The sequence below is a fragment of the Mangrovibacterium lignilyticum genome (genome assembly GCF_010882175.1).
GTDB classification, from domain to species: domain Bacteria; phylum Bacteroidota; class Bacteroidia; order Bacteroidales; family Prolixibacteraceae; genus Mangrovibacterium; species Mangrovibacterium lignilyticum.
Genome location: NZ_WKLH01000001.1, coordinates 330484 through 343879 on the forward strand (window position 1 = coordinate 330484; position 13396 = coordinate 343879).

11 protein-coding genes are annotated in these 13396 nt (G+C 42.5%); 7 read left to right on the top strand and 4 right to left on the bottom strand.

Annotation, left to right across the window (positions count from 1 at the left end; genetic code table 11):
• Positions 1–58: 58 nt before the first annotated feature.
• On the top strand, positions 59–3238 hold the full coding sequence (locus GJV22_RS01140) for an ATP-binding cassette domain-containing protein (protein ID WP_163707508.1): 3180 nt from the start codon (positions 59–61) through the stop codon (positions 3236–3238).
• A gap of 3 nt (positions 3239–3241) precedes the next feature.
• Here the strand turns inward: GJV22_RS01140 and GJV22_RS01145 are convergent, their stop codons facing one another.
• The 3 genes from GJV22_RS01145 to GJV22_RS01155 form a co-directional block, all read right to left on the bottom strand.
• A complete protein-coding gene (locus GJV22_RS01145) occupies positions 3242–4363 on the bottom strand; it encodes an MBL fold metallo-hydrolase (RefSeq protein ID WP_163707510.1) in 1122 nt (373 codons plus the stop codon).
• 87 nt (positions 4364–4450) lie between these two features.
• The gene (locus GJV22_RS01150) at positions 4451–5860 is read right to left on the bottom strand and encodes a PQQ-dependent sugar dehydrogenase (protein WP_163707512.1); all 1410 of its coding nucleotides are present in this window, start codon (positions 5858–5860) and stop codon (positions 4451–4453) included.
• Positions 5861–5925: 65 nt separating this feature from the next.
• Positions 5926–7056 (bottom strand): lactonase family protein, encoded by a 1131-nt coding sequence (locus GJV22_RS01155; RefSeq protein WP_163707514.1) that lies wholly within the window; start codon positions 7054–7056, stop codon positions 5926–5928.
• Positions 7057–7172: 116 nt separating this feature from the next.
• On the opposite strand from GJV22_RS01155, the gene GJV22_RS01160 reads away from it, so the two are divergent.
• The 3 genes from GJV22_RS01160 to GJV22_RS01170 all read left to right on the top strand — a co-directional run bounded on the left by GJV22_RS01160 (position 7173) and on the right by GJV22_RS01170 (position 8996).
• Positions 7173–8003 (top strand): NHL repeat-containing protein, encoded by an 831-nt coding sequence (locus GJV22_RS01160; protein WP_163707516.1) that lies wholly within the window; start codon positions 7173–7175, stop codon positions 8001–8003.
• Positions 8004–8031: 28 nt separating this feature from the next.
• Positions 8032–8268, top strand: a complete 237-nt coding sequence (locus tag GJV22_RS01165; protein ID WP_163707517.1) for a CDGSH iron-sulfur domain-containing protein — start codon at positions 8032–8034, stop codon at positions 8266–8268.
• 143 nt (positions 8269–8411) lie between these two features.
• Positions 8412–8996 carry a hypothetical protein gene (locus GJV22_RS01170; protein WP_163707519.1) on the top strand — a complete coding sequence of 195 codons (585 nt, stop codon included), beginning with the start codon at positions 8412–8414 and terminating at the stop codon, positions 8994–8996.
• 36 nt (positions 8997–9032) lie between these two features.
• On the opposite strand, the gene GJV22_RS01175 is transcribed toward GJV22_RS01170, so the two are convergent.
• On the bottom strand, positions 9033–9833 hold the full coding sequence (locus GJV22_RS01175) for a hypothetical protein (protein WP_163707521.1): 801 nt from the start codon (positions 9831–9833) through the stop codon (positions 9033–9035).
• 346 nt (positions 9834–10179) lie between these two features.
• On the opposite strand from GJV22_RS01175, the gene GJV22_RS01180 reads away from it, so the two are divergent.
• The 3 genes from GJV22_RS01180 (at position 10180) to GJV22_RS01190 (ending at position 13383) form a co-directional block, all read left to right on the top strand.
• The gene (locus GJV22_RS01180; RefSeq protein WP_163707523.1) at positions 10180–11451 is read left to right on the top strand and encodes a glutamyl-tRNA reductase; all 1272 of its coding nucleotides are present in this window, start codon (positions 10180–10182) and stop codon (positions 11449–11451) included.
• Complete coding sequence (gene hemH, locus GJV22_RS01185; protein ID WP_163707527.1) at positions 11423–12523, top strand: ferrochelatase; 1101 nt, start codon at positions 11423–11425, stop codon at positions 12521–12523. Before GJV22_RS01180 ends, hemH begins: the two co-directional genes overlap by 29 nt.
• A gap of 191 nt (positions 12524–12714) precedes the next feature.
• Positions 12715–13383: a 3-keto-disaccharide hydrolase gene (locus GJV22_RS01190; protein WP_163707531.1), complete on the top strand. Its 669-nt coding sequence runs from the start codon at positions 12715–12717 to the stop codon at positions 13381–13383.
• Positions 13384–13396: the final 13 nt, after the last annotated feature.

Consider the following 13396-nt stretch of genomic DNA (forward strand, 5'->3'; position numbering starts at 1 on the left):
GTTTTTGTAACCGCTGCTGACCGGCTACAAAGACCCTATTTTGTTAAAATTGCCGTGTATGTACGAAGGTATTATTGAAACGCTAATCAAATTGTTTGCGATTATAACCGACTATCGCAATCGGTTATCATCGGAAAACATGGCCTTGGTTGAGTCCTACTTAAAGGAAAATTTCAACCGGGAACTCGTCGACAAGTATCTTACGATGTACCGCGATTTCGTCGCTTACTACCACATCGATCACCGGGAATTTTTTTACGAAGATGAAGGTGAAGGCGAACGATTCGTCAACAAAAAGTACCTCAAGCAAATCTGTAGCGACATTAGTTTCAATTATGACCTGAACATCCGGTTCATGATTGTCAACCAGCTCTTCAATTTCATCAACAAAGCGAAGGGGCTCAATATCGAAGACCTGAAAATGGTGCACGTTGTCGCCCTCGGACTAAATATTGACCCCAAGGAATACGACAATTTTTACCGGTTTGCACTCTTTTCAATTACCAAGGTCAAAGAAAAGGATTGGCTGTTTGTCGTTAATGGGAATTCGGAGTACGAGGACCAGGATGTAAAACATCTGTACCGCGAAAATCAAAAAGTTGATATTGAATTCATTCGTATTCCGAGCATAAACACCCTCTTTTTCAAATACAACGGTCCCCGAAATTTATACCTGAACGGACATCGCTTAGCCCAGCAACGGATGTACATTTTCCCACCTGGTGGAATACTGAAAACATCGCGTATTATTCCGATTTATTACAGCAGTGTGATGACCCGGTTTATCCAGAATGTTGGTAAGCCGTTAATCGTTTTTAATGCCGAAAACATTGAATACAGGTTTAATAAACGGGTGTATGGTTTGCACGAACTCAGTTTCCAGGAACGGTCGGGCGATCTGGTTGGAATACTTGGCGGTAGTGGCGTTGGAAAAACAACCCTACTAAATGTTCTGAACGGGAAACTGAAACCAAGCGGCGGAAAAATAACCATCAACGGGTACGACATCCAGGATCCTGAAAATGAAGAAAAACTGATGGGTGTCATCGGTTATGTTCCTCAGGATGACCTTTTGCTAGAAGAGCTTACAGTGTATCTAAACCTGCGCTTTAACGCCCGCTTCTGCTTCGGCGACATGGACGATGAAAAGATTGAAGCCATCATTGAACAAACGCTGATTGATTTTGATTTGGTTGAAGCCCGGGACCTGGTTGTTGGCAGTCCCTTGAAAAAAATCCTTAGCGGTGGGCAGCGTAAACGCCTCAACATTGCCTTGGAATTGATGCGTGAACCGTCTATTTTATTTGTTGATGAACCGACATCAGGATTGAGCTCTGCCGATTCGGAAAAGGTCATGTACCTGCTCAAAAGGCAGTGTTTGAAAGGCAAACTGGTCTTTGCAAACATCCACCAACCAGCCAGCGATATTTACAAGCTATTCGATCGGATTATTGTCATGGACAAAGGTGGCCGTGTTGTTTTCTTCGGTAACCCGATGGAGTCGATCACTTATTTCAAACACCAGGCGAACTACATCAATCCGGACGAAAGCGAATGTATGAGCTGTGGTAATGTGAAGACCGAGCAACCGCTGCGCATTATCGAAGCCCGCATGGTTGACCCGTTCGGGAAAAGCATTCGTCGCCGGAAAATGTCGCCGGAAGAATGGTATCAAAACTTTCGGGAAAAAGTAGAGCCGCGCGTTATTGATTTCATGAAATCCAACCCGGTTAAAAAGCAAAAATTTCCGGATGGGCTTTTCAAAAAGCCCAAGTGGTGGACCCAGTTTAAGCTGTTTGTTCTGCGCGATTTTGCTTCGAAACGATCAAACCGGCAATATCTGGCGATTGCTTTGCTCGAAGCGCCTATTTTAGCTGTTATTCTGGGTTTCTTCACTAAATACACCTATCAGGGAGAATACCTTTTCAGCGAGAACGACAACATACCGGCTTACCTATTTATGAGCGTGGTTGTCGCTTTATTTATTGGACTTAGTATTAGTGCAGAAGAGATTTTTAAGGATCGGAAAATCAGGAAGCGGGAAGAATTTCTGAACCTGAGTAAAGGAGCCTATTTTGCCTCTAAAATCATCATGCTCTTTCTGCTTTCCGCCGTCCAGGTTTTAACCTTTGTACTGATTGGAAATTACCTGCTTGAGATCACTGATCTGACATTGGGAAGCTGGGCCATTCTCTTTTCTACCGCCTGTTTTGCCAATCTACTGGGTTTGAATTTATCGGCAGGCCTGGACTCTGCAGTTGCCATTTATGTTATGATCCCGTTGCTATTGGTGCCGCAACTTCTTTTAAGTGGTGTTATTGTCGACTTCAATAAAATGCACTATTCAATCAGCAGCTTCGACCACACGCCGCTAATCGGCGATGCGATGGTTTCGAGATGGTCGTACGAAGCACTGGCTGTTAATCAATACACCAACAATTCGTATCGAAAATATCTGTTTCAGGAAGAACTGGAAAAAAACCAATGGGGTTTCGATGCTTATTATTTCATTCCTGAAGTTCAGAAACTCATTAAGGCTCATGAAAACCTGGTCGAAAATAACGAAACAAAAAAAGCTTCCCAACTCAATGCCTTGCTCTACAATTCGCTGGATGAAATTAACCAGGTGGTGTCTCCTTCAGACACAATAATAGAAGCAACAAGCGCGTTAAATACAAACGAAGTCGGAGCACTTCCCTATCCTGCGCTCAACCGCTACCTGAAACAGGCGCAGAAAGCCTATCAACAATTCTACACGAAAAGCAACGATCAATTAAATGCCAAATACGAATGGTTGCTGAAAAAAATGGGTAACGATCAGGAAAAGTTGCAGGAGTTAAAAAACAATCACACCAATAAAAAACTGGAACTTCTGCTCCGCGACAAATATTCGCAAAACAAACTCTATATTTCAAACAACCTGATTCACCAGGGAGATGAACCAATCTACCGACTTCCTTTCGAAAACAACGGAAGAGCCCATTTTTATGCAGCTTATAAATATGCAGGACCGTTCAAAATACCAACTGAGATCTTCAATTTGATGGTCATCTGGCTTCTCACAGGTTTCTTAGTCGTCGCCCTCTATTTTGATGTTTTAAGACGAGTCCTCACTGCAATTCAAAAATGGAGACTAACACGACAAGCCGAATTACGCGACCGGATTTTCTACAACCCGATGGCTTTCATGAAGGCAGACAGAAGAAAGAAGTATCGGAAACAACCAACACAAAAATAAGATTTAAATCTCGCGCCACCACCGGTTTGCCGGAAGCGGCTCACTGACTTGAAAGCGTTCACCGATTCGCGGAGTTGCTATCCGAACGGAATCATTACCAGCTGCTTTCAACAAGCGTTCAACCGGTTCTTTCCAGGGATGAATGCTCAACTTATATTTCCCCCAGTGAATGGGCAATAAAGCTTTTGCTTTTAGTTCGTTGGCTGCCAGGTATGTTTCTTCGGGAGCCATATGAATCAACGGCCAGTAACGGCTGTATTGGCCACATTCCAACATCACCAGGTCGAATGGACCGAATTTTTCGCCAATGGTTTTGAAGCCCGGGTAATAACCCGAGTCCGCTCCGAAAAACAATTTCTCATCGCCGCCATCAATTATCCACGAAGCCCATAAGGTCGAAAAACGGTTCGTTAATCCTCGACCTGAAAAATGTCTGGCAGAAGCCGCGGTCAGATGAACCGAGCCTGCAAACGTATAGGACTCCCACCAATCCAGTTCGGTAATGCGGTCAGCTTGAACTCCCCAATATTCCAAATGAGCGCCGACTCCCAAAGCGGTTACAAAAGGAACTTTCGAATCCTTCAGTTGCTTGATCACTTCGTAATCCAAGTGGTCGTAGTGGTCATGTGAAATAAGGACTAAATCAATGGGCGGTAAATCTTTCAAACTGTAAGTCGGACTGTAATCAAAAGCTTTGGTTCCCAAAAAAGAAAAGGGAGAAACTCGCTTGCCAAAGACCGGATCAACCAGAATACGCTGATGATTAATTTCGATGATTAAAGTGGAATGCCCGAGCCAGGTGATGCGAGCACGACCAGGCTTTTCTTTGAAATTTTCAGCGTCGAGCGGAACCACCGGTATCGGACGGTCAGGAACCCGATCTCCCTTCACAAAGAAAAATTCGCGCATAACTTTGAAAAAAGGCATATCATCGGTTTGCATCTCCGTTTCAACCGGGTTTTGAAATTTACCGTCTCTGAAATTCGAAGACTGCTGAGCCCTTATCAACCGTTCACCTTTTAGCTTTCCACCAAACGCAGGATTCAACTTGATCGCTACAAAGATGGCTACCAAAAGAACCAGCGCTATCACAGCAATCCACAGAAGAACTTTCCAAACTATCATTTAATGTTTTCTTTTTTAGATAAAAAATGTCAGGTCTGCCTCTGAGCAGCCGACCTAACATTCTTGTTTCATTCGTTTATTCTGGATTTAATTTACCGGAACCAACTTCAGTATTTTGCCGGGGTTTTCAATAGCTACATAAATGAATCCATCCGGACTCATTTCAACATTTCGCACCCGCCCGATACCTTCCAGTAATTTCTCGTGATGCGTCACTTCGTACCCCTCCAAAACAACTCGCTCCAGGTAGTGAAAACGCAGTGACCCAATCAGAATGTTATTCTTCCAGTTCGGATAGCGATCTCCTTTTACAAAGGTCATTCCGCAAGGAGCGATGGAAGGCACCCAATAGGTCAGCGGCTGCTCCATCCCTTCTTTTTCTGTAATGTTGGTAAATTTAGTGCCATTATAATTTATCCCGTACGAAATAACCGGCCAGCCGTAATTCAATCCCGGCTTAATCAGGTTTAGCTCATCACCTCCCATCGGGCCGTGTTCGGTTTCAAAAATCTCGCCGGTTTCCGGATTCATACAGGTGCCTTGCGGATTGCGATGCCCGTATGAATAGATTGACAGGATCGCTCCGGGAGTATCGATAAACGGATTGTCCGGAGGTATCGAGCCATCATCCATAATACGATGAATTTTCCCTGCATGATTAGTCAGATTCTGCGGGTTCTCATCCCGATTACCGCGCTCTCCAACACCGAAAAACAGATAACCATCCCGATCGAATTCCAACTTACTACCCCAGTGTTGACCCCGATTTGAATCCGGTGTCCCGTTAAAAATCTCCTCCTGATCAACCAGCTTGTTCCCATCCAAACGGGCCCGCATAACATTGGTACAGCCTTCGTCTTTATTATCATCAGCATAGCCGGAATAGGTAAAATACAACCAGCCATTATTTTCGTAATCCGGGTGAAGTTCCAAGTCCAACAGCCCTCCTTGTCCTTTCACCATTATTTCAGGTAGCCCTGTTATTTCCTGAAGCTCATTATTCGTGAACCTGTATAATTTGGCCGATCGTTCGGAGATTAGAAGATCCCCATTGGGTAAAAACTCAAGTCCCCATGGAACATCCAACCCGGTTACAACAGTATCGACAATAAATGCCTGCACTTCCGATTCCATTTTGTCATTTCCCGAAAGTGCCGGTTTTAAGTCGTCTTTGTTCTCCGGCAATCCTTTTTGCACGTAACTAGCCAACGCTTTTATCTCGTCAGTTGAAAAGGCAACTCCAAAAGCGGGCATTCCCATTTCCTCACGACCATTCGTAATGCTGTTGACCACACTCTCCAGGTTGTCGCCATACATCCATTCTTTCTTTTCGAACTTCTCCAGATTTTGTCCATGACAACCAGCGCAAAACTGTTGGTAATTTTTAACGGCCAATTCGTGTTCTTTCTCACTCAATTGCCCCGTCCCGTTAGAACATCCTCCAAGAAAGACAACAGCAAGCCAAATAAGGTGTAGACCCAAGGTATATTTCTTCATAATGTTGCAGTTTAAAATGGGAAACAAGCTATATGCAAAAAAGTTAAGCGTTCTGTAACAAAATTTTATTGAACCAGAAACTTCAAACAAACAGGGCTGGGAATATCAAAGCTTTTCCCGGTGAAAGTTATTAGTCCTGTTGCTTCATTTCTGCTGAAAATGGTCACATTATCACTGTGCTGGTTCGCAACTAACAGAAACTTCCCATCGGGTGAAAGCGCAAAATTCCGGGGCCACTGCCCTTGTACCGATTCATTTTGAATCAACTTGACCGTTCCGTCTTCCACATTGCGTTCAAAAACGGCAATGCTGTTTAGTCCGCGGTTTGAGCAATAGACAAAGCGTTCGTCAGGACTTAAATGAACATCGGCTCCGGCCTTCGTACCGGTAAAATCGGCAGGCAAGCTCGATTCACTCTGAATCAATTGATATCCGTCTCCCACTTTTTTCAAGACACTGACGCTCGATGCCATTTCTGTCATGACATAAATATACTCGCTATCAGCCGTGTAAGCAAAATGACGGGGACCTGCTCCCGGGGCCATTTCTACAAAGGGCTGTTCTGCGGGAACGTATTTCGCAGAATCCGAATTATATACGCAAAACAACAGTTTATCAATTCCCAAATCAGCGGTGATCAAGCTGGAACCATCAGCACTAAATTGTGAAGAATGGGCATGAGGCCCTTGTTGGCGAACCGTATCAGGCCCAGTGCCTTCGTGTTGAATCAATTGTGGATGATCCTCCAACGACCCGTCATTATTAACTTCGTAAATACTGATACTCCCGCTCGTGTAATTCGAAGCAACCACAGCTTTTCCATCGGGTGAAACAGCAACATGACAAGGATGATTACCTAAAGTTGCCACTTGGTTCAACTTGGTCAGGCTGCCATCTTTCTCAATCCGATAAGCCGTCACAGAGCCACTGTCCAGGTGATTATAATTGTCGACCTCACTCACAGCATAAAGGTATTTTTGATCCGGCGAAATCGTTATAAAAGAAGGATTCTCCAAATTGGGAGTTACGTTTTCTTCGATTAAATCACCAGTAACCGTATCGAACTGATAACGGTAAATTCCCTCGCTGTTTTCAACAGAATATGTTCCTACGTATAGAGCAACTTTTTTAGAACCTGATTGGCATGCGCTTAAAAGTGTCACGAGGAACACGGCGGCCAGTGCATAAATTTTCATTTGTGTGATATTTGAAATATTAATTATAACATTAAAAGCTGAGTGAGTAGAATATGATCTGCTTGAACAGACCAAAGTCTTTCTTGTTTAAAGAAGTAAACTTAACAAGAAACAATATGAAGCCCAAGTATCTTTTAATCATCCTGCTATTTATTAGTTGTGTCGGTCAGGTTCATAGTCAAAAGTTAGTTGAAGTGTGGCGAACAGGCCCGCAAATGAAAACTCCTGAGTCTGTACTATACCAACCGGAAAATAATATTCTGTATGTCGCCAACATCAACGGTAATCCTACCGAAAAAGATGGGAACGGCTTTATTTCGCTATTGAATACCGACGGCAGCATTAAGCAAATGAAATGGGTTACCGGCTTAAATGCCCCAAAAGGAATGGCGATTTTCGATGGTAAATTATATGTTTCCGATATAGACGAACTCGTTGAAATTGACATTGCCAAGGCTGAAATTAGCCATCGCTATCCGGCACCAAATGCCGTTTTTCTGAATGATGTTGCCGCTTGCATGAACGGCATGATCTTCGTTTCGGACAACCATACGGGAAGAATCCACGTGTTGAAGGACGGGAAATTCTCGGTTTGGCTGGAAGGAGATGATTTTTTGCAAACCAATGGGTTGTATACCGAAAACGGGAAACTGTACGCAGGTTCCGAAGTCATTAAGGAAATTGATATTAAAACCAAGAATGTTAAATTCATTCAGGAAGGTTGCCAGGGAATTGACGGACTGGCGAAAGATGAACACGACAATTTTGTGTTCTCAAACTGGGTCGGCAGAATCTTCTACCTAGAAGACGGAACTTTAACCAAAATGTGGGATTCAACGGCTGAAAACCTCAATACGGCAGACTTATTTTATGCCAAAGAACTCAAGTTATTGTTGGTTCCTACCTTTTTCGACAACCAGGTTGTTGCCTACAAGATAGAACACTAAATATTAGAAACACGGAAAACGAATAACTATGAAAAAAGGAAAAATTGCAGAGAAAAGCCCGGTCATGCTGGAGATGGAACCCGGCACTTATTGGTGGTGCAGGTGTGGGTTGAGTAAGAATCAGCCGTTTTGCGATGGTTCGCACAAGGTGACCGAGTTTACACCAATGGAAGTCAAAATAGACACCAAACAAACCGTTTTTTGGTGCCGATGCAAACAAACGGACAATCCACCTTTTTGCGACGGGACACATAAAACGCTGTAAAGAAATTAGAACCAGGGAGGACGGAGATCAACGGATTTCATCCTCCCTCCTTTTTTTGACATTATTTAAAGTTCGCAAAGTCTTTTTAAGAAAGCCTGCCACTAAGAATTCGTAACTTGCGACACATTTTTACACGTTATTTCATGAGAAAATCCTTCACTGCATTTTTAATCGTCACGATATTTCCGATAATGCTTTGGGCTCAAACGGAAACAGAAAAGTCTTCTTTTCACAGCCCCGATTTCAATTGGGATATTGACATTCCGCCGGGTTACGAAGAAATTGAACCTGCTGTATGGGATTTGCAAAAAGGTATTCCAGACAGTATCGCTGCTGACTCGCCGGGAATAGAAACGCCCCCAAGAACGATATTGGCGTTTAAAATCAACGATTACAATTACTTTGAATCGAACTGGCAGCCTTATGACGTGAATAAACAGGGTGATTACAAATCTCACTGTCAATCCGTTGACAATCAGTTGTACCAAACATTTGCAGAACAAATACCGGACGCTAAAATTGATACCGCCTCCAGCGTTCAACAAATCGGGAAACTTGATTTTCAAAAATTTGTTTTAAAAATGACGCTACCGAACGGCGTTACTTTAAGTTCCCACATGTTCAGCCGCCTCTTTGATGACAAAGAGTTTTCGGCAAACCTTTTTTATGTAAATGATGAGCAAGGAAGTTTACTCATGGAAGCCTGGCTGTATTCGCGTTTTGAGTAAAAAAAAAAGCTGCCAAATCAGGCAGCTCTCAATCTTTTATTGTTTTTGTAGTGTTATCACCGTTCGATCATCTCCCCGAGAGATGGAGATCTTAAGTTCCGAGCTCGTTTCGTTCGCAACACCCGTCCAAACATCACCGTTTGGCTGCATAAATTTCACCGTATAAATCCCTTGTAAATCTGAAGACACTAAAGTCGCAATGTCCTGCATTTTTTCATACCCCAGCGAGTTTCCGTTTAAGATAATCAGCTTGCGGTCGCCACTTGCCGTACTCACATAATCCACCAGGTATTTTTCGTTGAAATAAATATTTTGAGGTGTATAATCAGAAACTTGTTCTGTGGCTTCCACCACTGGAAGCTCCGGAGTTACAGTTGCGGGTACAACAGCTGCCGCTACTGGTACAGTAGTCGCCACCTGACTTTGAGCATACTTTATCGCGGGCAGTTCGTTAAAATCTTTCAAGGCATCTTCAATCGCTTCAGCATATCCCTCGCGAAACTCTTTGGACATTCCAACTCCTGCGTTCTCCCAAACCACACGATTCATACAATCACGCAACTTGATCGAAATTTTATTGCGTAAAAGCGAACTTTCTTTCTCAATTACTGCAGTCAGGGCTTCACAATAATCGGCAGGCCGTTCTGCACTTTCAAATACACATTCAATCGATTTTTTGCTCAATGCTTTCTGCAATGAAGAACTAACCCCACTCGGATCGATACCGTTTCCAATCTCGGGTACAACGATTGGGATTATTACATATTTATAGGTTGACTGAGCCGAAACTACCACCACTGAAATGATCAACGCAGCCAGCAATAAGATCTTTTTCATGTTACTACGAATTGTTTAATTTTTGATTAATACGATTTAGCAGGCGAATTTCAAAATCAAAATTCAGGGAATTCGCCTCCTATTTGTCTTGCCAAACTACTAATTTTTTGGGAGGAAAACGAGTATTACCTCTGCATTTATTTCAGCTATTGAGAGCAAGTACCAATCGGATATATAAATCAATTTCCTATCTCTATGAACCACATGTGTATTGCACCTAAAGGATGCTGTAACCTCTGCAACTTACGGCATCGAACTGCTAAAAGCATTAGGTAATTAAAAATAAATCCCTTAAATTTCATCAGAAGTCACAACGGTTTTCCCGAGCCTTCTGTAAAAAAAGACCATGGAAAAATCACTCAAATATATCAGCACTTCTCACCATACTGCATCCCTCGCCGACCGCGAGTGCTTTCATTTGACTAAAATCCAGCAGTTTCAGTGGTATGGTTTATTGAGGAAACGCTTTCGGGACATTAGTGGGTCAATGGTTTTATCGACCTGCAACCGGACTGAGATTTACGTTGAATCGGTAGAAACAACTGCTGCAGAGATCCGGGATTTTTTCATCAGCAATACTTTAAAAGAAACTTCCTCCAAAGCTACCGGCTTGTTTCAATATAGTAACTCAACGAACGAAACACTTTGCCACTTGTTGCATGTCGCCAACGGACTAAATTCTGCAATCGTCGGTGATGGTCAGATTCTGGGGCAAATTAAAGAAGCCTGGTTTAACAGCATCGAATTAAACATGCGAGGTTCGCTATTGGAGCGTGCCATGCAATCGCTGTTTAAGACTCACAAGCGAGTGGTGAATGAAACCAAATTTCACCAAGGGACACAGTCCACTGCTTATAAAGCCCTCAAATTAATAGCGGAAGAATTTGGGAAAAGCAATCTTCATTCCAAAAAACTATTGATCATTGGAGCCGGAGATATAGGCGGCCAGATACTCAGATTTCTACCCAAATTTGCTTTTCAGCAGGTTTTCATTGCAAACAGAACACACGAAAAAGCCGTATTATTAGCAGCCCAAAACAATATCGAAACGTTCGATTGGCAAGAGGTTGAAAACAATAACGTTGACGAATTTGATGCGCTAATCACTGCTGTAAGCAATCGCCCCAAGCTGATTAAACGAATGAGTAAATCACAAAGGAGAAAAATCATGGTCGACTTGGCGATGCCGGCAAATATTGATAGGGCCATTGCAAATGGTGATCACAATAAACTGTTTAGTTTAGACCTGATTAGTGGTTCAGTTGGACAAAATAAATTGGCCCGTCAGCAAGTTGAAGAGCTGATCGCCAATGAACTGAATGAATTCTCGCTGTGGTACCAAAAGCGACAAGTGCGCACTTTTTTAAGAGCGCATAAGCAAACCACAGCTCAATTATTGAATGAATATTTAAACAACAACAAATTGAAGCAACAATTTAGCGAAATTGAATTGGAGCGATTGATAAACCGAATTAGTGGTAAACTTGTTAAAGAAACGGCAAAGGAAAAGTTTTCGGCTCTAACCGAAAACCTGACTGTTCAAAATTTAAAATGGATGATGCAGGTATTTGCGACTCAAAAAATGCAATATGAAAAAGACAGGGGTATTAGTTGTTAACTTGGGAACGCCTAACAGTTACAATAAAAAAGATGTGGGCATATACTTGCGCGAATTTTTAATGGATGGGCGGGTAATCGACATTGACACATGGAAAAGATGGTTATTGGTGAATTGCATCATTGTGCCGTTCCGTGCCCCTAAAGTTGCTCACGAGTATAAAAAGCTTTGGCTCGACAAAGGTTCTCCGCTAATGGTTTACGGACAGGAACTAGTCGGAAAACTCAATAAAAAGTTTGACAACTCAGTCGTTGTGGAACTGGCAATGCGTTATCAAAATCCATCCATCCAATCCGGACTGGAAAAGCTAAGGCAAGCTAATGTCGAGGAAATAATCATTTTCCCGCTTTTCCCACAATATGCTTCAGCCACAACAGGTTCAGTTGCCGAAAAGGTGATGGAGATTGTTTCTAAATGGAACGTTATTCCGAACATCCAGTTTATCAACAGCTATCACGACGACAAACAATACATCGGCAATTTTGCCGACAAATTAAAAACAGATATCAAAAAATACAGTCCTGATCATATTCTGTTTAGTTACCACGGGATCCCCGAGCGACACCTTGACAACATGAACGAAAACGGCGTGGTTCATTGTGAGCATTGCCAGGGCGATACCTGTAAACAAGGAAATAAAAAGCGCTATTGTTACCGTTCGGCTTGTTTCGAAACATCGCGGCTGATTGCTGAGCAACTGAAACTTCCGAAAGAGAAGTACACCACGTCATTTCAAAGCCGCTTAGGGAAGGATCCCTGGATAAAACCATATACTGACGCGACAATCGAGAAGATGGCCCAAACCGGAACCAAAAATTTACTCGTTTTATCACCGTCATTTGTGGCCGACTGCTTGGAAACAACCCTCGAAATTGGCGAGCAATACAAGGATCTGTTTAAAGAAAAAGGTGGATCCGATTTTCACTTTACTGAAAGCCTGAATGCCGATGATGCCTGGGTACAAACAATCTATAACCTGCTCTGCCGGGAGATTAATAAAGGCGCGGCAAAAATCAGCAAGGGAATCGTTCACAACATTGCTGACTTCGATCCAATTACCAGTAGCAATTAAGGAAACAGCTCTAACATCAAAAGCATTCTCAATATAAATGGACAATCAGTCTTTGCAATATACAAAGACTGATTTTTTTTTCGCACAAAGACGATAGTTCAAGTGTAATTTTTGGTCTTTCTTTGCAATATTTTGCTGTACTACTGGATGTTTTGGCTATTTTTGGCTCCGAAAATAAAATTGCCTGACTCATGCAAAAATTAGCTTCGCTCGCCGTCCTTCCTTTTTTCCTGTCCGGAATAAATAGCTATGCTCAAAAACCATCACAACTTTACAACGGGAAAAACTTAAACGGTTGGTACGCCTTTGACTCCGCAAGCGGGAAGCACAAAAAAGCCAATGAGTTATTTCAAGCATCTGACAACATGATTCGCATGTTTGGCCCCGAAGCCGGCTACCTGATGAGTAAAAAATCTTACAATGAATTTGAACTCACCGCTGAATTTCGATGGAATACAGTCGAAAATTTCACCCGGAAAAACAATAAGAAAAACAGCGGGTTGATGTATCTGGTGCCGGAAAGTGCAAAAGATACCCTATGGCCTCAAGGCATTCAATTTCAAATTAAAGAAGGATCCACCGGCGATTTTATTTTATTACAAAATGTAACGTTGGAACAAAAAGGCACAAGAAACGACCCCGGACGAAGTGTTGTTTTGGGCAAAGATAAGGATGCAGAAATGCCAACCGGAGAATGGAATAAAATCCGAATTCGGGTTGAAAGCGGGAAAGTCAGCCAATATTTAAATGGCGAATTGGTTAATGAAGGAATCAAACCCTCTGTAAATAATGGCAGAATATTGCTGCAATACGAAGGCTTTCCGATTGATTTTCGAAATATTGAGATCACTAAATTGTAAACCTAAATATAAA

Coding starts and splice junctions, on each gene's coding strand:
- GJV22_RS01175 (WP_163707521.1), bottom strand. CDS start 9,833: ATGAAAAAGATCTTATTGCTGGCTGCGTTGATCATTTCAGTGGTGGTA.
- GJV22_RS01170 (WP_163707519.1), top strand. CDS start 8,412: ATGAGAAAATCCTTCACTGCATTTTTAATCGTCACGATATTTCCGATA.
- GJV22_RS01165 (WP_163707517.1), top strand. CDS start 8,032: ATGAAAAAAGGAAAAATTGCAGAGAAAAGCCCGGTCATGCTGGAGATG.
- GJV22_RS01155 (WP_163707514.1), bottom strand. CDS start 7,056: ATGAAAATTTATGCACTGGCCGCCGTGTTCCTCGTGACACTTTTAAGC.
- GJV22_RS01180 (WP_163707523.1), top strand. CDS start 10,180: ATGGAAAAATCACTCAAATATATCAGCACTTCTCACCATACTGCATCC.
- hemH (WP_163707527.1), top strand. CDS start 11,423: ATGAAAAAGACAGGGGTATTAGTTGTTAACTTGGGAACGCCTAACAGT.
- GJV22_RS01190 (WP_163707531.1), top strand. CDS start 12,715: ATGCAAAAATTAGCTTCGCTCGCCGTCCTTCCTTTTTTCCTGTCCGGA.
- GJV22_RS01145 (WP_163707510.1), bottom strand. CDS start 4,363: ATGATAGTTTGGAAAGTTCTTCTGTGGATTGCTGTGATAGCGCTGGTT.
- GJV22_RS01140 (WP_163707508.1), top strand. CDS start 59: ATGTACGAAGGTATTATTGAAACGCTAATCAAATTGTTTGCGATTATA.
- GJV22_RS01150 (WP_163707512.1), bottom strand. CDS start 5,860: ATGAAGAAATATACCTTGGGTCTACACCTTATTTGGCTTGCTGTTGTC.
- GJV22_RS01160 (WP_163707516.1), top strand. CDS start 7,173: ATGAAGCCCAAGTATCTTTTAATCATCCTGCTATTTATTAGTTGTGTC.